This window comes from Ensifer canadensis, assembly GCF_017488845.2.
In the GTDB taxonomy this organism is placed as follows: domain Bacteria; phylum Pseudomonadota; class Alphaproteobacteria; order Rhizobiales; family Rhizobiaceae; genus Ensifer; species Ensifer canadensis.
On the sequence record NZ_CP083370.1, the window covers coordinates 1,384,116 to 1,405,487 of the forward strand.

Annotated in this window: 18 protein-coding genes; 10 read left to right on the forward strand and 8 right to left on the reverse strand. The window is 61.5% G+C overall.

Going from position 1 to position 21,372, the window contains the following annotated elements:
* The first annotated feature begins 190 nt into the window (after positions 1-190).
* Positions 191-1,153 carry an AEC family transporter gene (locus J3R84_RS06840; protein ID WP_025426987.1) on the forward strand — a complete coding sequence of 321 codons (963 nt, stop codon included), beginning with the start codon at positions 191-193 and terminating at the stop codon, positions 1,151-1,153.
* On the opposite strand, the gene J3R84_RS06845 is transcribed toward J3R84_RS06840, so the two are convergent.
* A complete protein-coding gene (locus J3R84_RS06845) occupies positions 1,121-2,332 on the reverse strand; it encodes a UbiH/UbiF family hydroxylase (RefSeq protein ID WP_025426988.1) in 1,212 nt (403 codons plus the stop codon). The genes J3R84_RS06840 and J3R84_RS06845 overlap by 33 nt on opposite strands.
* Before the next feature lie 279 nt (positions 2,333-2,611).
* Between J3R84_RS06845 and pcsA the strand changes: the two genes are divergently transcribed.
* The 8 genes from pcsA to J3R84_RS06885 all read left to right on the forward strand — a co-directional run bounded on the left by pcsA (position 2,612) and on the right by J3R84_RS06885 (position 11,607).
* On the forward strand, positions 2,612-3,337 hold the full coding sequence (gene pcsA / locus J3R84_RS06850; protein ID WP_025426989.1) for a phosphatidylcholine synthase: 726 nt from the start codon (positions 2,612-2,614) through the stop codon (positions 3,335-3,337).
* A gap of 10 nt (positions 3,338-3,347) precedes the next feature.
* Positions 3,348-4,325, forward strand: a complete 978-nt coding sequence (locus J3R84_RS06855) for a quinone oxidoreductase family protein (RefSeq protein WP_025426990.1) — start codon at positions 3,348-3,350, stop codon at positions 4,323-4,325.
* Positions 4,326-4,374: 49 nt separating this feature from the next.
* Positions 4,375-5,949, forward strand: a complete 1,575-nt coding sequence (locus J3R84_RS06860; RefSeq protein ID WP_057209410.1) for an ABC transporter ATP-binding protein — start codon at positions 4,375-4,377, stop codon at positions 5,947-5,949.
* Entirely contained in the window at positions 5,939-7,033 is a 1,095-nt protein-coding gene (locus tag J3R84_RS06865; protein ID WP_057209407.1) for an ABC transporter permease, read from the forward strand. The genes J3R84_RS06860 and J3R84_RS06865 overlap by 11 nt, the downstream gene beginning before the upstream one ends.
* Positions 7,033-7,953 (forward strand): ABC transporter permease, encoded by a 921-nt coding sequence (locus J3R84_RS06870; RefSeq protein WP_025426993.1) that lies wholly within the window; start codon positions 7,033-7,035, stop codon positions 7,951-7,953. Before J3R84_RS06865 ends, J3R84_RS06870 begins: the two co-directional genes overlap by 1 nt.
* 48 nt (positions 7,954-8,001) lie before the next feature.
* Complete coding sequence (locus tag J3R84_RS06875; RefSeq protein WP_203527198.1) at positions 8,002-9,072, forward strand: BMP family ABC transporter substrate-binding protein; 1,071 nt, start codon at positions 8,002-8,004, stop codon at positions 9,070-9,072.
* A gap of 318 nt (positions 9,073-9,390) precedes the next feature.
* Entirely contained in the window at positions 9,391-10,137 is a 747-nt protein-coding gene (locus J3R84_RS06880; protein WP_025426995.1) for a FadR/GntR family transcriptional regulator, read from the forward strand.
* Between the two features lie 177 nt (positions 10,138-10,314).
* Positions 10,315-11,607 (forward strand): hemolysin family protein, encoded by a 1,293-nt coding sequence (locus J3R84_RS06885; RefSeq protein WP_025426996.1) that lies wholly within the window; start codon positions 10,315-10,317, stop codon positions 11,605-11,607.
* Between the two features lie 428 nt (positions 11,608-12,035).
* Here the strand turns inward: J3R84_RS06885 and J3R84_RS06890 are convergent, their stop codons facing one another.
* From J3R84_RS06890 to J3R84_RS06915, 6 genes are read right to left on the reverse strand one after another with little or no spacing between them, the layout of a single operon-like run.
* Positions 12,036-13,247, reverse strand: a complete 1,212-nt coding sequence (locus J3R84_RS06890; RefSeq protein ID WP_057209404.1) for a molybdopterin molybdotransferase MoeA — start codon at positions 13,245-13,247, stop codon at positions 12,036-12,038.
* Between the two features lie 6 nt (positions 13,248-13,253).
* A complete protein-coding gene (moaC, locus tag J3R84_RS06895) occupies positions 13,254-13,742 on the reverse strand; it encodes a cyclic pyranopterin monophosphate synthase MoaC (protein ID WP_025426997.1) in 489 nt (162 codons plus the stop codon).
* On the reverse strand, positions 13,742-14,557 hold the full coding sequence (trpC, locus tag J3R84_RS06900) for an indole-3-glycerol phosphate synthase TrpC (protein ID WP_203527196.1): 816 nt from the start codon (positions 14,555-14,557) through the stop codon (positions 13,742-13,744). The genes moaC and trpC overlap by 1 nt, the downstream gene beginning before the upstream one ends.
* Before the next feature lie 31 nt (positions 14,558-14,588).
* Positions 14,589-15,602, reverse strand: coding sequence for an anthranilate phosphoribosyltransferase (gene trpD / locus J3R84_RS06905; protein WP_025426999.1), 1,014 nt, complete (start codon positions 15,600-15,602; stop codon positions 14,589-14,591).
* 19 nt (positions 15,603-15,621) lie between these two features.
* Positions 15,622-17,514, reverse strand: a complete 1,893-nt coding sequence (locus tag J3R84_RS06910) for a peptidylprolyl isomerase (protein WP_025427000.1) — start codon at positions 17,512-17,514, stop codon at positions 15,622-15,624.
* Positions 17,515-17,567: 53 nt separating this feature from the next.
* Positions 17,568-17,864, reverse strand: a complete 297-nt coding sequence (locus tag J3R84_RS06915; RefSeq protein WP_057209401.1) for a hypothetical protein — start codon at positions 17,862-17,864, stop codon at positions 17,568-17,570.
* Positions 17,865-17,887: 23 nt separating this feature from the next.
* Between J3R84_RS06915 and J3R84_RS06920 the strand changes: the two genes are divergently transcribed.
* On the forward strand, positions 17,888-19,534 hold the full coding sequence (locus J3R84_RS06920; protein WP_203527194.1) for a Na/Pi cotransporter family protein: 1,647 nt from the start codon (positions 17,888-17,890) through the stop codon (positions 19,532-19,534).
* A gap of 3 nt (positions 19,535-19,537) precedes the next feature.
* Here J3R84_RS06920 and J3R84_RS06925 read toward each other — a convergent pair whose 3' ends face one another.
* Entirely contained in the window at positions 19,538-21,301 is a 1,764-nt protein-coding gene (locus J3R84_RS06925) for a hypothetical protein (RefSeq protein ID WP_025427003.1), read from the reverse strand.
* Between the last annotated feature and the right edge of the window lie 71 nt (positions 21,302-21,372).

Below are 21,372 nucleotides of genomic sequence, written 5' to 3' on the forward strand. Positions count from 1 at the left end.
GGTTGGCCCTAGCCAAGTGCGCCTCAACCTATTGGAATCGATCGGGTTGATGATATTGGGTTGAACAGGCCCGATTGCGTGAGGGGCGTGTGCATCGTGCCCAACGCGTGGGTACCGCGACAGCGACCGGGTTATGAGCGGGGATTACGTGCCCGCTCAATGTGTCGCATGAGCATGGTCGGGGAGAGGCATGACGGAAATTGCTGGCCTGGTATTGCCGTTCTTCGGGTTGATCTTTCTCGGCTATCTCACCGCCCGCTTCGTCGAGCATCCAGGCGAAGCGATGGGGTGGCTGAACACCTTCATCATCTATCTCGCCTTGCCGGCGCTGTTCTTCAAGCTGGTGTCGCGAACGCCGATCGAGCAACTGACACGAGCAGATTTTATCCTGACGAGCGTCGGTGCGACCTATGTGGTCTTTTCGCTGATCTTCATCATCGGGCTCTACGTCCGGCGCAATACCGTTGGCGAAGCGACGATCCAGGGTTTTGCCGCGGCCTATGGCAATATCGGCTATATGGGGCCGGGCCTCGCCTTGCTGGCGCTGGGTGACGCGGCGGCGGTGCCGGTCGCACTGATTTTCTGCTTCGAGAATGCGGCGCACTTTACCGTGGCGCCGGCGATGATGGCGCTTTCCGGTGGGCGAAAGGAAAAGCCTGCGGTTCTGGCCCTTGGCATCGCCCGCAAGATCATCCTGCATCCGTTCATTCTGTCGACCCTTGCCGGCGTCATCGCGGCGTTTTTCGCGGTCCAGCCTCCGCTGCCGGCGCAGCGGTTGATCGACTATCTGGCGCAGGCCGCCGCTCCTTGCGCGTTGTTTGCGATGGGTGTGACGCTGGCGCTCCGGCCGATCAAACGCATCCCGGTCGAGATCGGCTATATCGTGCCGGCCAAGCTTATCCTGCATCCGGTGCTGGTGTTCACGGCGCTCGGCCTGACGGGCAACTATGATCCGGTGTGGGTGCAGACGGCCGTGCTGCTGGCGGCGCTGCCGACAGCGACCAATGTCTTTGTCATCGGCCACCAATATGGCGTCTGGCAGGAGCGGGCCTCTGCGACGATCCTGATCACGACGCTGCTTTCGGTCGCAACCGTGACCGGGCTGCTCTATCTGATCCGCTCAGGCGCTCTTCCGGCCGATCTTTTCCCGTAAGCTGTCCTTCAACGCGTGAAACGCGCTGCCGGGGTGCACGCCTTCGCGCATCAGCAGGCTGCGCAGCGGTCCGGCAGCCGAGAGGATGTGCAGGCCGACGGCGCGCAGCGCCTGAACCGGCAGGAAACTCGACAGCAGCGATCGGTTCAACAGATCGACGCTCGCCGTGCGGCTAACGATATCGAGGCGGCGCCGACTGTCGAACCGGTCGCCGATGTCGCCCGCGAGATTGTCGTCCGTCTTTGCGCCGATCAGATCGACCAGCGTCATCGCGTCGCGAAGGCTCAAGTTGAGACCCTGGGCGCCGATTGGCGGAAAGGCGTGCGCCGCTTCGCCGACGAGCGCGACCCGGCCCTTGCCGAAGCGATGAGCGCTCATGCCCGACAGCGGGAAGGACTGTGGGCTGCCTTCGACCGTGACCTTGCCGAGGATCGACTGCATCCGGTCTTCGACGGCGCGCGAGAGTGCGGCGAGATCGAGCGCCAGCGTGGCTGCGGCATCGTCGGGCTTGCGCACCCAGACGAGGCTCGAGCGGTTGCCGGGCAGGGGCACCTGGGTGAAGGGCCCGCTCTCGGTGTGAAACTCCGTCGAGGTGTCCTGGTGGGAAAGCTCGTGCGAAAAGTTGAGGACGACGGCCGTCTGCGGATAGGACCAGGTGCTGACCGAAATCTTGGCGGCTTCCCGCACCGGCGACCGACGGCCGTCGGCACCGACGACCAGATCGGCGGTGATGTCGCGCCCGTCATCGAGCGAGATCCGCACCTTGTCGCCGGAGAGGTCGAAATCGGACGCTGACATCGTCATGCGATCGAGCGTCTCCGTCTCGGATGCCCGCTCCCGCAGAATGTCGAGGAAGGGGGCGTTCGGAATGTTGTAGCCGAAGGCCGCAAGGCCGACTTCCGACGCGCGGAAGTTCACTGTCGGCGCGCGCAGCAGGCGGTTTGTCCCATCCAGAATGCGCATCGTTGATAGCGGCGCCGTCAGCGGCTGCACCTTCTCCCAGAGGTTCAATTTCTTCAGATAGTCGATCGACTGGTCCATCAACGCGGTCGTCCGTCCGTCTGATGATGCCGGTTCCGGTCCGATCAGCGCGACGCGGTAGCCGCTCTCCGCGAGAGCGATCGCTGCCAGAGAACCCGCGAGGCCAGCGCCGACGACGGCGATGTCGTAATGATCCATGATGGAAAGAACCCTTTCGCTCGCGCCATCAAGCGCCTGCTGCTTTCATCTCATCTTACTTCTAGTCTTGGGCAGAGGCGAAATAAATGGGTTGAATCAGCGCAGAAGCAATTTGAAAGTGTCCACAGAACAATCTTCGCCGGACAAAGTCGTGCTTGAATTTTGCTGGCGATGCGTTGCAAAGGGTGCATATTACGCGCAATGCGCCGCCACAGCGGTTGAGGCAGAGAGTAAAACTCTGTCTGGGGAAATGCAGAAGGGGATAGGCGGCGTCCGCAGATGAAGTTTTTCAACTACAAACGAGTCCCCTACGCCGAGATCCGCGCCTTCTCCGTGCACATATTGACCGCCTCCGGGTCATTCCTCGCTTTTCTTGGCGTCGTCGCCGCGGCCGAACACCGCTTCGTCGATATGTTCTGGTGGCTCGGCCTGGCCTTGCTGGTGGATGGCATCGATGGTCCGATCGCCCGCAAGGTGCGGGTCAAGGAAGTGCTTCCCAATTGGTCGGGCGACACGCTCGACAACGTCATCGACTATGTGACTTACGTGCTCCTGCCGGCGTTTGCGCTCTACCAGAGCGGCATGATCGGCGAGCCATGGTCCTTCGTTGCGGCCGGCGCCATCGTTGTCTCAAGCGCGATCTACTATGCCGACATGGGCATGAAGACCGACGAATACTTTTTCTCGGGCTTTCCCGTCGTCTGGAACATGGTCGTCTTTACGCTGTTCGTCATCCAGGCGAGCGAGCTGACCGCCTCGATCGTCGTCTTCGTATCGGTAGTGTTGACCTTCCTGCCGATCAACTTCCTGCATCCGGTGCGCGTCCAGCGGTTAAGACCGCTCAACCTCGGTGTCTTTTTCCTCTGGTCGGCGCTCAGCATGTACGCCCTGCTTCTGCATTTCGTGACACCGGCCTGGGTGGTGACCGGTGTTCTTGCAACAGGCATCTATCTCTACGTGATTGGTTTCGTCCTGCAGATCCTCCCCAAGCTCGGCCGGACCTAGGAGCTCTTCGATGGCACAGGCAATTGTCGTACGCGAACTCGGTGGACCTGAAGTCCTGAAGCTGGAGGGCGTTACGCTCTCGCCGCCGGGGCCGGGTGAGGTGCAGATCCGCCAGGTGGCTGTCGGGTTGAATTTCATCGACGTCTATTTCCGCACCGGGCTCTACAAGTCCGCCTCGGGCCTGCCCTTTGTCCCGGGCAAGGAAGGTGCGGGGATCGTGACGGCTGTCGGTGATGGCGTCAGCCTCTTCGGTGTTGGCGACCGGGTGGCCTACGCCTCGTCGGATGGCGCCTATGCCAGCGAGCGAAACGTCGAAGCCTCGCAACTGGTCAAGGTGCCGGACGGCATCTCGCTTGAGACGGCGGCGGCGATGATGCTGAAAGGTATGACCGCGCAATATCTGCTCAATCAGACATTCCAGGTTGGGCCTGAAACGACGCTGCTCTTCCATGCTGCTGCCGGCGGCGTCGGCTTGATTGCCGGCCAATGGGCAAAGGCTCTGGGTGCAACCGTCATTGGTACGGCCGGATCGCAGGACAAGATCGATCTGGCGCTTGCCCATGGCTATGACCACGTCATCAACTACCGCACGGACGATTTCGTTGCCCGGGTCAAGGAACTGACCGACGGCAAGGGTGTTGATGTCGTTTATGATTCGGTCGGCAAGGACACCTATCCGGCCTCGCTCGATTGCCTGAAATCGCGCGGCCTCTGGGTGAGCTTCGGCAATTCGTCCGGTCCTGTCGATGCCTTCAGCATCGGCATTCTGGCACAGAAGGGTTCGCTGTTTGCGACGCGTCCGACACTCTTCGGGTATGTGCAGACGCGGCCTGCGCTTGAAGCGTGTGCAAATTCCCTCTTTGATATTGTGCAAAGCAACAAAGTGCGTATCAATATCAATCAGACTTATCCGCTTGCCGACGCCGGTCGCGCGCATACGGATCTTGAGACAAGAAAAACGAGTGGAACAACACTGCTGATTCCTTGATCGAAGCCTTAAGGCGGACGGGGATCGACAGAGGGGAAAAGAGGGCAGCGTGCCTGTTGAGGGAGCAACTGCGAACGGTCCGTTGTTGACTGTGAGCAACCTGACGAAATTGTTTGGCTCGTTTGCGGCCTGCAATGAAATCAACCTGCAGATAGACCAGGGCGAAATCCACGCCCTTCTCGGCGAAAACGGTGCCGGAAAATCGACGCTGGTGAAAATGCTGTTCGGCGTTCTCGCGCCGACGGTAGGCGAGATCGTGTGGCAAGGGCGCAGCGTGCGCATCGCCAGCCCGGCCGCGGCCCGCAAGCTCGGCATCGGCATGGTTTTCCAGCACTTTTCGCTGTTCGAGGCGCTGACGGTAGCGGAAAACATAGCGCTGTCGATGGACGGCAACATTTCGCTGGCCGAGGTCGCGGAGGAAGCTTCACGCCTGTCGCACGCCTATGGCCTGCCGCTCGATCCGAAGGCGCATGTGGCCGACCTTTCCGTCGGCGAACGCCAGCGCATCGAGATCGTCCGCGCCCTCTTGCAGAACCCGCGTCTGATCATTCTTGACGAACCGACATCGGTGCTGACGCCGCAGGAGGCCGATCGACTGTTCGAGACGCTCAACAAGCTCAAGGCGGAGGGACGTTCGGTTCTCTATATCAGCCACCGGCTGGAGGAAGTGCAGCGCATCTGCGACCGCGCCACCGTGCTGCGCCACGGCAAGGTCACGGGCGCCTGTGACCCCAAGGTGGAAACGCCGGCGTCGCTGGCGCGTATGATGGTCGGAAGCGACGTTGCGGCGGTGACCGCCGAGGGCACCAGCACCAAGGGCGAGGTGCAGCTGGAAGCGCGCCACCTTTCCGTTTCCGCACGCACGCCGTTTGCCGTTTCGCTGAAGAACATCTGTCTCAAGGTGCGTGCCGGCGAAGTGCTGGCGATCGCCGGTGTGGCCGGCAACGGCCAGGGCGAACTCTTCGACGCGCTGTCCGGCGAGTATCCGGTTGCAGACGATGCTGCGGTGCAGATCAGGCAAAGGCCGGTCGGCAACAGGAACATCAACGCGCGACGGCTGATGGGCGCCGGCTTCGTTCCGGAAGAGCGCCATGGCCACGCTGCGGTTTCGGCGATGCCGCTCTCGGACAATCTCGTGCTGGCCAGAAGCCGGTCCGACGCCAGGGCCTTCCTCGGCGGCGGCTTTCTCAAGATCATCCGCCGGGACGCGGTGACCACGGCGACCAAGCGCATCTCCGAAGCGATGGACGTGCGCAAGAGCGGGGAAGATCCTCCGGCCGGATCGCTTTCCGGCGGAAATTTGCAGAAATTCATCGTCGGTCGCGAGCTCGACCGCCAGCCCGCCGTCCTGGTCGTCAACCAGCCGACCTGGGGCGTCGACGCGGGCGCTGCGAGCCGGATCCGTCAAGCGCTTGTCGATCTCGCCAAGGCGGGCTCCGCGGTGCTGGTGATCAGCCAGGACCTTGACGAGATCTTCGAGGTGGCGACCGAGATCGCGGTGATCAGTGAAGGACGGCTTTCCGATCCATATCCGGCGCGCGAGCTTTCGCGCGAGAAGATCGGCCTGCTGATGGGTGGCATGTACGGCAAGACGGAAGACACGGGGGCTGTGCATGCGCATTGAACTGGAAAAGCGCGCCAAGATATCGGCGCTGTTCTCGATCCTGTCCCCATTCATCGCCTTTCTACTGACGATCATCTTCGGCGGCATCATGTTTGCACTACTGGGCAAGAACCCGGTCATGGCGCTCTACAGCTTCTTCGTCGAGCCGCTGAGCGAGGTCTGGTCGCTGCACGAACTGGCGATCAAGGCCGCGCCGCTGATCCTGATCGCCGTCGGCCTTTCGGTCTGTTTCCGCTCGAACAACTGGAACATCGGCGCCGAGGGGCAGTTCATCATGGGAGCGATCGCCGGCTCGATCCTGCCGGTGGTCTTTTACGAGTGGCAGTCGCCGCTCGTGCTGCCGCTGATGATGCTGATGGGCATGCTCGGTGGCGCGCTGTTTGCCGCCATTCCCGCCTTCCTCAAGGCGCACATGAACACCAACGAGATCCTGACGAGCTTGATGCTGGTCTACGTCGCCCAGCTCTTTCTCGACTGGATCGTGCGCGGCCCCTGGCGCAATCCGCAGGGCATGAACTTCCCGGAGACGCGCAGCTTTGCGGCTGACGCCATCCTGCCGGAACTGATCGCGTCGGGGCGCACCCACTGGGGTTTTGCCTTCGCCATCATCGCGGCGATCCTCGTCTGGTTCATGATGCGTTATACGCTGAAGGGCTTCGAGATCGCGGTTCTCGGTCAGTCGGAGCGGGCAGGACGCTTTGCCGGTTTCTCGTCGCGGCGGATGATCTGGTTTTCGATGCTGCTCTCGGGTGCGCTTGCCGGTCTGGCCGGGATCTCCGAGGTCAGCGGCGCGATCCAGCAGCTGCGCCCGGTGATTTCGCCCGGCTATGGCTTCACCGCGATCATCGTCGCGTTTCTCGGGCGGCTCAATCCGCTCGGCATCATCGCCGCCGGCCTCGTTCTGGCGCTGACCTATCTCGGCGGCGAAGCGGCGCAGCTCTCGATTGGCGTGTCGGACAAGGTCACGCGCGTCTTCCAGGGCCTGCTGCTGTTCTTCGTGCTCTCCTGCGACACGCTCATTCATTATCGCATCCGGCTGGTCTGGTATCGGTTTGCCGAGACAAACACGGACGGGAGCCGTTGATGGGGATCGTCGAAGCCATACTGTTGAGCGTCATCACCGCCGCAACACCGCTTGTCATTGCCGCCCTCGGCGAACTGGTGACGGAGCGCTCTGGCGTGCTCAATCTCGGTGTTGAGGGCATGCTGGTCATGGGCGCCGTCTGCGCCTTTGCCGCAACCCGGATCACCGGGTCGCCCTACCTCGGGATTCTGGCCGGGGTCGTCTGCGGCGCTGTGTTCTCACAGCTCTTCGCATTCCTGACGTTGACGCTGGTTGCCAACCAGGTGGCGACCGGCCTGGCGTTGACGCTGCTTGGTCTTGGCGTTTCCGGTATGCTCGGAGAGAGCTTTCTCGGCATGCAGGGCATCAAGCTGCAACCCATCGTCATCCCGGTGCTGGCTGATATTCCGGTCCTCGGGCCGCTGTTGTTCCGGCAGGACATCATCTTCTATCTGTCGATTGCCCTGGTCGCGGGCGTTCACTGGTTCCTGTTCAGGAGCCGCGCGGGTTTGAAGCTGCGCGCGGTCGGCGACAGCCATGCCTCCGCCCATGCCCTTGGCGTCAACGTCATCAGGACGCGCTATCTCGCGGTGATGTTCGGCGGTGCCTGCGCGGGCCTTGCCGGCGCGCAGTTGTCGCTGGTCTACACTCCGCAATGGGTGGAAAACATGTCTGCCGGCCGTGGCTGGATCGCGCTTGCGCTGGTGGTGTTTTCGTCCTGGCGTCCGTGGCGTCTCGTTGCCGGCGGCTATCTGTTCGGTGCCGTTTCCATCAGCCAGCTTCATGCGCAGGCCTTCGGCATCGGCATTCCGTCGCAATTCCTGTCGTCGCTTCCCTATCTCGCGACGATCGTCGTGCTCATCCTCATTTCACATAACCGGCGCACGACCCTGATCAATACGCCGGCATCGCTCGGTAAGCCGTTTGTGCCAGATCGGTGACAATAACAACCCAGACGGACGTTTCTCAAACCGACAGAGGTCAAGAAAATGAAAAAACTACTGCTCGCTCTCGCAAGTACCGCTGCCGTCATCGGCTTTGCCAGCGCCGCTGCCGCTCGGGACAAGGCGAAGGTCTGCTTCGTCTATGTCGGTTCCAAGACCGACGGCGGCTGGACCCAGGCACACGATATCGGTCGCCTGGAACTGGAAAAGAAGCTCGGTGACAAGATCGAGACGCAATTCCTCGAAAGTGTGCCGGAAGGCCCGGATGCCGAGCGCGCGATCGAGCGCATGGCACGTTCCGGCTGCGGCCTGATTTTCACGACGTCCTTCGGCTTTATGGATGCGACGATCAAGATCGCCCAGAAGTTCCCGGACGTGAAGTTCGAGCACGCCACCGGCTACAAGACCGCCCCGAATGTGGCGACCTATAACAGCCGCTTCTACGAGGGCCGCTACATCCAGGGCGTGATCGCTGCCAAGATGTCCGAGAAGGGGGTTGCCGGTTACATCGCCTCGTTCCCGATCCCCGAAGTGGTGATGGGCATCAACGCTTTCGTCGTCGGCGCGCGCTCGGTCAACCCGGACTTCAAGATCAAGGTCGTATGGGCCAACACCTGGTTTGACCCGGGCAAGGAAGCCGATGCCGCCAAGGCGCTCGTCGACCAGGGCGTCGATATTCTGACCCAGCACACCGATACGACGGCGCCGATGCAGGTGGCCGCAGAACGCGGCATCAAGGCCTTTGGCCAGGCATCCGACATGATCGCTGCCGGCCCGAAGACCCAGCTGACCGCGATCGTCGACACCTGGGGCGCCTACTACATCAAGCGCACCGAGGCTTTCCTCGACGGCAAATGGGAAACAACGTCGAGCTGGGACGGCCTGAAGGACGGCATCCTGACTATGGCGCCCTACACCAACATGCCTGACGACGTGAAGAAGCTGGCCGAAGAAGCGGAAGCCAAGATCGAGTCGGGCGAGCTGAAGCCGTTCACCGGTCCGCTGAAGAAGCAGGATGGCAGCGAGTGGCTGGCCGCAGGCGCATCGTCGGATGACGGCACACTGCTCGGCATGAACTTCTACGTCGAAGGCGTCGACGACCAGCTGCCGAAGTAAGCACAACGGAAGAACGCAGAAAATGTTCAAACCCCGCCGTTACGGCGGGGTTTGTCGTTATCGATATATTGGGCCGAGGCTTGGTGGCGCATTATTGCGGCATGACCCAATCAGCCGAGATTGATGCAATCAACGGTCGTGCGGGCCGGTTTCAGCCATAGTGCAGCTTGGCTGCATTTCGTGTAATGCTTGAGGAATCGGTTGGCCATTCCTGGGCCTGCTCATCCTGTTCGTGGGGATGGGTGGACCGGCGAGATATAGCATTTTGAGGCGCTGCATTTGGCGCTGTCAGGCAAGGGAGTGCCTGGAGGAGGTGGGTTGAACAGGAGCTTGCTGGAGACTGTCCTTTCCGGGACGCGGAAGCGCACCAGTCATGCGCATGTGGTCGACCAGCTTGGCAAGGCGATCGTTTCAGGCGAGTTCCCGATCGGGTCGATCCTGCCCGGCGATCCGGAGCTTGCAGCGCGCTTTAAGGTGTCGCGCACGGTTCTTCGCGAAGCGATGAAGACGCTTGCCGCAAAGGGTCTGGTCGTGCCACGGGCTCGCATTGGCACGCGCGTCACGCCCAGAAATGATTGGAACCTCTTCGACAACGACATCCTGACCTGGCATTTTGAATGTGGTGTGGACGAGGAGTTCCTCTACCACCTCTCCGAAGTGCGTCTCGCCTTCGAGCCGCACGCTGCGGCTCTTGCTGCGCGCAACGCTTCTGAGGCCGAGATCAGCCGCATGATGCGCCTCGCGGTCGCCATGGGTGAGGCCGGCCATACTGCCGAGAGCCTCGCCTTTGCCGATCTGAAATTCCATCTGTCGATTGCGGAAGCTTCGGGCAACCCGTTCATGCGGACGGTCGGTGGGCTGATCGAGGCGGCGCTGGTCGGCATTTTCAAACTGAGTTCACCCGTCGAAGAAAAGGGCGGCGTCGACGAGGTCGCCCGCAATCACATCCGCATCGTCGAGGAAATCGGCAGGCGCGACGAAGCGGGCGCGCGCGCAGCGATGGAAAATGTCATCAAGATCGGGCGCGAGCGCGTGCGCGGCGCCCTCAGGTCGGGCGAAAACTGAGCCACCTTCGTCGGACGTGTCCGAGTTTCGGTCCGCTCTCGCCTCGCGAAATACGGGCGAAGCGCATTTGGTGACACGGATTTCGAGAACTGCGCTTGCTCGGATCGCCTGCTGGCCTTATCTGGTGAACGGTCGCTCTCGATTGGGCGACTTTTCGTCAACGGTGACTTGGAGACCATGTCCGAATTTTTTGTCATTTTCGTCCTGCTTTTGATCAACGCATTTTTTGCTCTTTCGGAAATGGCAATCGTCTCGGCAAGCAAGCCATTGCTTCGCCAGATGGCAAGACAGGGAAATCTCCGCGCCGAAGCGGCACTGAAGCTGGCGGAAGACCCCGGCAAGTTTCTTTCCACCGTTCAGGTTGGCATCACGCTGGTCGGCACGCTCGCCGGCGCCTATGGTGGCGCGACGATCGCGGCCAAGTTCGCCCCCTTCTTCGACAGCATCGCCTGGATCAGCCCCTACGGTCATCCGGTGGCGGTGGCGATCGTGGTAACGCTCATCACCTTCCTCTCCGTCGTTATCGGCGAGTTGATCCCCAAGCAGCTGGCGTTGAAGAACTCCGAGGGCTTCGCGATGTTCGTGGCGCGGCCGATGACGCTTCTTTCGCGCATCGTGGCGCCGGTCGTCTATCTCTTCGAGACCTCGGCCGCGTTGATGATGCGGCTGCTGGGCATACGTCCGGATGATCCGGACCATGTTACCGAAGAGGAAGTGCACGCGATCATGGCGGAAGGCGTCGAGAGCGGCGCGATCGAAAAGTCGGAGCACGAGATGCTTCGTCGCATCATCCGCCTCGGTGACCGCAACGTGAAATCGATCATGACGCATCGTACCGAAATGAGCTTCATCGATATCAACGACAGCCTGGAGACCATCGGCGAGAAGATCCGCCAATACGGCCACTCCCGTTATCCCGTGGTCGACGGGCCGAGCGGCGATGTGCTTGGCGCGGTTCTGGCGAAGGAAATCCTCAATGCCCCGACGTCCGTTCCGCTCGACGTTCGCAAGTATGTGCGCGAGATCCATACCTTGCCGGAAACCGCGTCCTGCCTGAAGGCGCTCGATGCTTTCAAGTCGTCGAGTATCAACATGGCGATGATCGTCGACGAATACGGCAGCACCGAAGGCATCATCACCATCGCCGATATTCTAGAGGCGATCGTCGGCGTGCTGCCGTCGAACTATGACGATCTCGAGCACGCACTGATCCGCCAGCGCGAGGATGGAACCTACCTGGTCGACGGACGCACGCCGATCGATGAGATCCACCTGACCATCGGTATCGAAGGCATCGATGCCGACGGAAATTTTGAAACGATCGCGGGCTTTCTCGTTCAGCAGTTGCGCAAGACGCCGGAAGAGGGCGACATCGCGATCGCCCACGGTTACCGTTTCGAGGTCATCGATATGGATTCCCGCCGCATCGACAAGATCCTCGTCAGCCGTTGCGAGAACACTGCCGCCTGAAACCTTGCTGGGGACGCGACGCTGCCTACAGGGCCGCGCGTCTTACTAGGCGCGCAAAGGTCGCTGTAGCACTTTGAATTGCGTCATGTTTTATCCTTAAATCGAATACGATTTAGGAAACATGCAGTAGGCGTCGCTGATCGCCCCCTCTGCCACCGTCGCAGCAGCAACGATGATCGTTCCGGAAAGCAAATAACCGTAGAAAAGCAAAAGGTCGGGCAATACCCGACCTTTCCCTCAAATCATCACGGCGCCTGCTAGTACATCCGTAGTCATCCGCCTTGAGCGATGATTGAATGATCCTGTTATTAATGGGTCTCCATGTCGGGCATATGACAATGGAACAGCAAATATTCTTTGTTTCTGCTGACGCCGGGTCCGGTCGACCAAAAGGGGTGCCTGTTTTATCCCGATGATTTCGCCGGAAGCTATCTGAGCCGGACGATTTCGCAGGGTGTACCGGCGGGCGCCTCTTCAGCGTTCGGCGCGCGAACGATCAGACAATCGGACTGCGCGAACACCTTCATCATCGACGAGTCCTGCCGCGGGAAGGGGTGGGCGACGAGCGAACCGTCCGCATCGCTCGAAAGCCGTGCACGCACATAATCCTGGCGCTTGTCGTTGGCAGGCAGCGGCGAGGCGAGGCAGGCCGTCGTCAGCCGATCTCTATCAGGTAGTCTCGCCAGTTTGCGGACCAGCGGCTCAAGGAACAAGAGTGCACAGACGAGGCTCGATACAGGATTGCCAGGCAGGCCGAGCACCGCCATGTCGCCGAGCTGTCCGACCATGAGTGGTTTTCCGGGCCGCATGGCGATCCGCCAGAAATCGAGCGTCATCCCGCTCGCAAGCAATGTCGACTGCACAAGGTCATGATCGCCGACCGAGGCGCCACCGAGCGTCACGAGCACATCGGCTCTCGCTGCCCTTGCACGCTCGACGGCCGCCGAGATCGCCTGGCGGTTGTCCGGGACGATGCCGAGGTCGAGGATGTCGGCACCGTTGTCACGCGCAATGGCAGCAACACCGAATGTGTTGGAGGCAATGATCTGGTCAGCACCGGGTATGCTTCCGGGTGTCAGCAGTTCATCGCCGGTTGCAAGGATCGCGACCGTCGGTTTCTTGAACACTGGCAGCACCGCATGGTTCATGCCGGCGGCGACCGTCAGGCGACCGGCATCCAGAACGTCTCCCGCGCGCAGCACCGTTTCGCCGGCTGCAAAATCCTGGCCGGAAAGTCTGATATGCCGCCCTTTGCCCGGCGCGAACGAGGTGCGGATCTTGTTGTCGGCAAGCCGTTCGGTGTCTTCTTGGATGATGACGGTATCGGCGCCCGCGGGAAGCGGGGCTCCGGTAAAGATGCGGACAGCCTGCCCGGACTTTACCTCGCCATCGAAGCCATGCCCGGCCGCGGACTGGCCGATGACCGTAAGTTCGGCACCGATGGCGTGGACATCCTCATGGCGAACCGCATAGCCATCCATCGCTGAATTGTCGAAGGCGGGATGGGTGACGCGTGCAGTTACATCTTGCGCCAGCACACGGTCGAGGCCTTCATGCAGGCTCACATGTTCGATTGCGTGGCGGGGTCTGGCGCTGCCGAGGATCCTGTTGAGCGCGTCTTCAACGGAAAGCAACGACATCGTCGGTCAGTCTCCCTGGCGCCGATAATCGCCGGAGCGTCCACCGGATTTGCTGACGAGCTGGATGCCGCCGATTTCCATTTCTCGATCCGCAGCCTTCGCCATGTCGTAGATCGTCAGGCAGGCGATGCTGACGGCCGTCAGCGCTTCCATCTCGACGCCGGTCTTGCCGGTCAGTTTGGCAAGCGCTTCGACCCGCAAGCCCGGCAATGCTGGATCGGGTGTGATGTCGACCGACACCTTGGTCAGCATCAACGGATGACAAAGGGGGATCAGATTCGACGTCTGCTTGGCGGCCATGATGCCGGCCAGCCGCGCCGTACCGATAACGTCGCCCTTCTTGGCATCGCCCTCCAGGATCAGCGCAAGTGTCTCCGGACGCATGCGGACATGACCCTCCGCAGTGGCGATGCGGACGGTTTCGGTCTTGGCGCCGACGTCGACCATGTTCGCTTCGCCGCTGTTGTCGAGATGCGTGAGTGTGGTCTTGCCCATCACTCGGCCGCCAGCACGCTTTCGGAGCCGGTGAGGAGCACACGTGTTGCCGTCTCGACATCGCTCTTGCGCATCAGGCTCTCGCCGACCAGGAAAGTGGTGATGCCGCTCCTTTCCAGACGCTGGCAATCGTCATGGGTAAAGATACCGCTCTCGCCGACGAGCAGCCGATCAGACGGAACCATCGACGCCAGTTGCTCGGATACGGCGAGATCGACGTCGAATGTTCTCAGGTTGCGATTGTTGATGCCAACAAGTGGCGAGGCAAGCTTGAGCGCCCGCTCCATCTCTTCAGCGTCATGCACTTCGATCAGTACATCCATTCCGAGAGAAAAGGCAGAATCTTCCAGACGCCGGGCATCGTCGTCGCTGAGCGATGCCATGATCAGCAGGATGCAGTCTGCACCCCAGGCGCGGGCCTCGAACACCTGGTAGGTGTCGAACATGAAGTCCTTGCGCAAAGCCGGAAGCACGCAGGCTGCGCGGGCCGCCTCAAGAAACGCCGGCGCGCCCTGGAAGCTCGGTCCATCCGTCAGCACGGAAAGACAGGCCGCACCGCCGGCCTCGTAGGCCTTGGCCAGCGCCGGTGGATCGAAGCCGGGTCGAATCAGGCCTTTCGACGGGCTCGCCTTCTTGATCTCGGCGATCAGGCCGAAGCGGCCTTGCTGTTGGCGCGCTGCCAACGCCGCATGGAAACCGCGCGGAGCGGATTGATCGGCGATGCGAGCCTTCAGCTCATCGATTGACGTTTGCGATTTGGCCGCAGCGATCTCGTCGCGCTTGTAGGCTTCGATCTTGCGCAGGATATCGGTCATGGCGCGGTTCCTTGTCTCAAGCAGCGTTGTCTCAGGCAGCGTTCGAAACGCTGATCAGGCGCTGCAGTGCCGCCTTGGCGCCACCGCTGGAAAGCGACTGGCGGGCGAGCGTCATGCCCTGACCAAGATCTGCGGCCTTGCCGGCAATCATCAGCGATGCAGCCGCATTGGCAAGCGAAATGTCCCGGTAGGCGTTTTCTGCACCGTCGAGGACGGCCAAGAGCGCAACGGCATTGTGTGCGCCATCGCCGCCCTTCAGGGCGTCGAGGGTGACCGTTGGCAGGCCGAAATCTTCAGGCGTCAAGGTGAAAGCGGTGATCTTGCCGTTATCGAGAGCGGCGACCTGCGTCGTGCCGGTCGTCGTGATCTCGTCGAGGCCTTCGCCATGCACGACCCAGACATTCTCGGAGCCGAGGTCGCGCAATACTTCCGCCAGCGGCTGGACCCACTGCGGTGCGTAGACGCCGACAAGTTGCCGCTTGACGCCGGCAGGATTGGATAGCGGGCCGAGCAGGTTGAAGATCGTGCGGGTGCCGAGCTCGACACGCGTCGGGCCGACGTGGCGCATGGCGGAATGGTGCTGCTGGGCGAACATGAAGCCGACACCGGCTTCCCTGATGCAGCGTGAAATCGCCTCGGGGCCGATATCGAGCTTGACGCCGAGGCAGGACAGGGCATCGGCCGTGCCGGACTTGGAGCTCAGCGCACGGTTGCCATGCTTGGCGACCGGGACACCCGCGCCCGCAACGATCAGCGAGGCGAGTGTCGAGATATTGTAGGTACCGGCGCCATCACCGCCGGTCCCGACGATGTCGACAGCATCGGCCGGCGCGTCGACGGGGAGCATGCGGCCGCGCATGGCGGCAACGGCGCCGACGATCTCGTCGACAGTTTCGCCACGGACGCGCAGGGCCATCAGGAAGCCGCCGATCTGCGATGGCGTGGCCGCACCCGACATGATGATCTCGAAAGCCGCTCGTGCGTCTTCGCGGTTGAGAGCCTCGCCGGCGGCGACTTTGGCGACGAACGGTTTCAGATCACTCATCGGTTGCTTTCCTTGCCGCTTATCTCTGTGCCAAAGCCGTTTCGGCAAGCGTCTGATTGATCGAAACACCGTAGGCCGACTGCAGGGTCGATACCATTTGGTCGAGAATGTCGTCGCCGCTGGCACGGGCCATGGCCTGGATCTGACGGCTGTCGTCTTCCAGGGCATCGGTCGGGCCGTTGTTCTCGATCGAGGTGACCCGCAGCAGGATCTGACCATCGCCACCGATACCGGCGGCATTGGCGACGTGGCCGTCCGGGCCGCTGAAGGCAGCAGCGACGGCGGCCGGGCTCAGCGCCGCATCAGACGTCGACCGGGTCAATCCCGTCTTTGTTTCGACGGCAAGGCCAAGCTCGGTTGCGATATCGGCGAGCGTCGCGCCTTTTTCGATCCGCTGCTTCAGTTCGGTCGCCTTGGTGGCGAGAGCCGTGCGCTGCTGTTCTGCAGTCCAGTCTGCGGCGACTTCGTCACGTGCTTCGTCGAGCGTGCGGTCGCGAGCCGGAACCACTTCGTCGAGGTCGAACCAGACGTAGCCGTCGCGGCCGATGTTAACAGGCAGGGTTTCTCCGCCTACTTCAGCCTTGAAGGCGTCCGGCAGCAGAGCCTTCGGCTCCGGCAGGCCGGCGACTTCATCGCCATTCATGTCCTTGCCGGTCGCATCGATGCCGTCGACGGTCGCGACCTTCAGCTTGAGCAGTTCGGCGATGTCCTTGAGCGAAGCACCGGTCGCGCGCTCGTCCTCGATCTTGTCATGAAGGCCGATGATCTCGTTCTGCGCGTTGGAGAGGGCAATCTCCTTGCGGAGTTCTTCCTTGACCTCGTCGAAGCTGCGAACCGTCTCCGGGCGGATGTTCGTCACGCGCAGGATCACCGGTCCGAAGGCACCATCGATAACGGGCGACGTGCCGCCATCGGCAGCAATCGCAAACGCGGCTTCGCCGATCTTTGCGTCCGGAGCGCTTGCGGTGGTGAAGTCACCCAGCAGAACGTCGGCAGACGTCTTGCCTTCGGCTTTCACGATGTCGTCGTAGGACGTGCCGGCTGCGAGCTTGGCTGCCGCGGCGTCTGCCGCCTCACGCGAGGAGAAGGCGAGCTGTTCGATCGTGCGCGTCGCCTCGGTGCGGAAGCTGTCCTTGCGCTTGTCGTAGTCGGCACGAACGTCCGCATCGACCACCGCCGTCGCATCGGCAAGATCCTCGGGTGCAAGCTTCAGGTAGGTGATCTTGCGGTATTCCGGCGCGCGGTAGTTTGCCTTGCGGCTGTCGTACCAGGGGGCGAGAACGTCGTCGCCCGGTGCCTTTACCGGATCGATGTTGGCGTTCGACAGCAGGACGTAGTCGATCGAGCGCTTTTCGTGGCGATAGGAGCCGATCGCGTCGCTCAGCACCTTTGGCGCGATATAACCGTCAGACAGGGCATCGACGATCTGCGAGCGCACGGCGACCTGGCTGCGGTTGTTGATGTAATCCTGTTCGCGAAGGCCGGCATTGCGCAGCACGCTCGAGAACGTCAGGCGGTCGAACTGACCGTTGACGCTGTGGAAAGCCGGGTCTTCGGCGATGAGCTTGGCCAGCCGGTCTTCCGAAAGGCCAAGGTTCATATCGCCGGCTAGCTGATCGAGGGCAGCACCCGCGACGAGCTGGGAATAAACCTGCTGCTCGATGCCGAATGCCTTGGCCTGCTGCGGCGTCAGGCGCGTGCCGAGCTGGCGGGAAACGAGCGCAAGTTGGCGCTCGTAGGCGAGCCGGAAGTCCGGAGCCTTGACCTTGACGTCACCGACGACGACCACGGCATCCGACTGGTTCGCGATCATCGATGTCGATGCGCCCCACACCATGAAAGACAGCACGAGAATGACGAGCAGGCCTTTGACGACCCAGGTCTGGGCGGCTTTTCTCAGGAATTCGAGCATGGGGCAGAAACCTCGTTGCAGTGCGGTGGCTGTGAGCCAAACGAGTTCGTTCCTTAAAACAAACGAAACAGGAAATGAAGGGCGCAATGCCGCAAATTGCGCGCCAGCCGAAGATCGCGGGCAATCATGTGATTCGCAGGGACTTCGGGCCGCTGACGAATTTGAGAGCCGAGATCGCTGTCTGCGACGTCGATGGCCATCGACGGGAAGACGTTGCTGACAAAACGGATGTCGGATTTATTAGCCGGCAACAGAAATTTGACCGAAAAAACGACGAATTTGCCGGTGTTGGATTGAGATCGAAAACACTTAGGAACTATGGTTGCGCGTATCGGGGCGAGGCGATTCATGCGGCCCTGCGGAAAGACATGCCATGCAATCGACAATCGTGATGGTCAACCTGTTCGGAGCGGTAGCACTGCTGCTGTTCGGCCTTTCCCTGGTCAAGGAAGGGGTCACGCGCGCCTTCGGGGCGAAGCTGCGGGCTGGCCTCGCACAGGGAACGAGCGGCCCGACCCGATCGTTCATGACCGGTCTCGTCGCCACGATTGCTCTGCAAAGCTCGACTGCGACGGCATTGATGACCTCATCCTTCGTGGAAAAGGGGCTCATTCGCTCGCGCATGGCGCAGATCGTGTTGCTTGGCGCCAATGTCGGCACGGCGATCACCGCCTGGATTGTCGCCACCGGCATCGAATGGCTGTCGCCGATGATCATTCTGGTGGGCGTCGTGCTGCATCGCGTCAGCCGCTCGAACGCCCGGCAGGGTCTTGGTGCGGCCTTTGTCGGGATTGGCCTGATGTTGCTGTCGCTGCATCTGCTTGGCCTGGCGACCGAGCCGATGCGCGAATCCGAGGCGCTGGCCGCGTTTCTCGGCATGCTCGATAGCGCCTGGCCTGTGGCATTGATCATCTCCGCGGGCCTTGCCTTCGCCTCATCCTCCAGCCTTGCCGTGGTGATGCTGGTGCTTTCCCTTTCTACGGCCGGCATTCTCTCCGTCGGCTTGACGGTTGCGCTGGTGCTCGGCGCCAATCTTGGCGGGGCGATCCCGCCTGTCATGGCGACGCTGTCTTCGGCGCCGTCAGCACGACGGGTCACGCTCGGCAATCTCGTGGTCCGCGCCATCGGATGTCTGATCGCGCTGCCTCTGACCGGTGTCAGCGTCGAGCTCTTGCAAAGCCTGCCTTTGCCGAAGCAGAACCTGCCGGTGGACATCCACCTGGCATTCAATCTAGCCGTGGCGATCCTTGCCTGGCCGTTTGCCGGCCTGCTGTCGCGGCTGATGATCCGCTTCATCCCCGATAACGAAACGGACGAAACCGGGCCGCGCTACCTCGACGAGAACGTGCTCCATACGCCGGTCATGGCGCTTTCAGGCGCGACGCGTGAAGTGCTGCGGGTCGGCGACCTGATCGAGATGATGCTGATCCGCGCCCAGACCGCCTTCAACAACAACGATCTGTCCGAGATCCGCGATGTCGGCAAGTTCGAAAAGCAGGTCGATCTGCTGCAGCAGGAAGTGAAGATTTTCCTATCGCGCCTGGGGCGCGATGGCCTGAGCCCGGAAGATGGCCGCCGCTCGATCGTTATCATCGACTACGCCATCAACCTCGAGCATATGGGCGATATCATCGAGAAGGGGCTCTGTGAGCAAATCGGCAAGAAGGTCAACAACGGCCTGAAATTCTCCGAGGACGGCTATCAGGAGCTGAAGAGCCTCTTCAACCTGACGATCGACAATCTCAGGGTTGCTCAGACCATTTTCGTCACCCGCAACGCCGATCTCGCCCGGCAATTGATCGAGGTAAAGGTCAATGTCCGCCACATGGAGAAGCGGTCGGCCGAACGGCATATCGAGCGGCTGCGGGACGGACTGCTGGAAAGTCTTCAGACCAGCTCGCTGCATCTCGACATGCTGCGTGATTTGAAGCGCATCAACGCCCATATAGCCTCGGTCGCCTATCCCATCCTGGAGGAAAGCGGGCTTCTGACCGAGAGCAGACTGAGGCCGCAGGCGTGATCGTTATGAACCGGCGGCCGTTTCGCCGGGGCGCAGGCCGTTGCGGACGAATGCGTCGTAGCAGGGCGTCAGCGTGATGCGCGTGTGGCCAGCCTCGAGGCTCGGCAGGTAGAGCGACAGCAGCGTCCTGTTGACGTTTGTGCTCGGGCAGGTCGGCACGAGTGCGATGTCCACGGCAGCGACTGCCGCGCGCACCTCCAAGTCCGGTGGCGGGATTGCGCGGAACGGATCTGCGCCGATGGCGACGCGTTTCGGCGCGTGGCGATCCATCAGCCACGGAAACGGATTGGCGAAATCGATATTGAGGATCGTGTCGAAGCGAACGCCATTGGCGTGCTCATAGGTACGCAATGCATCGATGGCATCATCGACATTCGTCAGCCAGCCGGTCTGGAAGTCGAAATCGCTGTAAAGCAGGAATGACGGCAATTCGCCCATGTCGGCCAGTGCCTCAAAGGCGCCTGGCTCGGCAAGATAGGTGTCTCGCATCCGTTCGGCCCGCAGCGAGAGGATCGGGCGGACATTGACAGCCCCCATGGTTTTCAGATTGCGGCTCTCGATCCGGATATTGTTGACGGCGCCGATCCACGCGCGCGCGCTCTTCTGGACGACAGTTGTCATAGGTGGCAGCGCCGCCGCGATGGCGAGGATAAAAACCGCAATGGTCTGCCGCCTGGATGAGCCATTCGCGACACAATCGAGTGTGATCTTGAGAAGCAGCGGGTAGAGGAAGATGAAGGCCTGGCTGCCGGTGTTCTGGCTCTCAAACAGGATGCCGGCAACGACAAAGGCACCGAGCCACAAGAAATTCTGATCGAAGACTTTGCGAATGGCAGCGATCGAAGGCCGTCGGCAAGCGTCCCGCATTGACATGGAATAGGCCGGCAACGCGGAAAAGAAGAGGGCGAGGCAGAGAATGCCTGCGGGCAGAAGCAGTCCGGCGTTGAGCGATGCAGCCTGAAGCAGGCGCGCCAACAGGATCCCGTCATTGACGTCGACCAAAGCCAGAATGTCGGCGACATAGGCCGATACCGCGCCGAGCGACAGTTCGATAGCGGCAAGAATGCCGAAGAAGATCAGGGCCGCGGTGACCGCCGAGCGCAGGCCGAGCCGTCCGGCCGCGAATGCCATCAAGCACAGGATGACACCGGCGATTGCGCCGGTGATCTTCACGAAAAAAAGTGCGATCATCGCTCCCGCGGCAACAACAGCGAGGGTACGTGGATTGCGGACATAGATCAGCGCCGCTGCGAGCACGTAAAGCAGTTGGCAGACCTGACGGTTGTAGATGCCGAAGCCGTCGGATCCCGGATAGGGGTAGAAGTCGCCGGTGTTGAACGGGAGAATGGAAAAGAGAAGGAACGGCAACAGGATGGTGTAGGCCAGCGCGCGCGAACGCTTTTGGATGTCGAGCACCACCAGGCCGATCAATGGCCCGGTGACGATGAGAAGGCACCAGCTGGCCAGCAGCAAGGGATGGCCGTTCGGGAAAACCGACAGCAAGATTGCAAAGAGATAGTAGCCGAGCGCCCCGACCGGTGCGAAGAAGTCGACCGAGGGGATCTGCGCGTCAGCAAGGCGATTGGCGGCGTCGAGATAAAGATAATGATCCCAGAACATCGGGCCGATCGGCTGCGGGATCGTGACCGTGAGAAGCAGCGACAGGAGGATGAGCGCCAGAACGAGCGCTGCAAGCGGCGACCGGATTGCAGCCCGAGCAATGTTGAACGGCTTTGCCGCTGCGTCGAGATCGGTGCTGGCATGCATTACTGCTTCTCTCCCCGGGGGAGCGAGGCACGCGCATGGGTTGCCGAGGCAGGCTCCGCTTCTCCTTATGC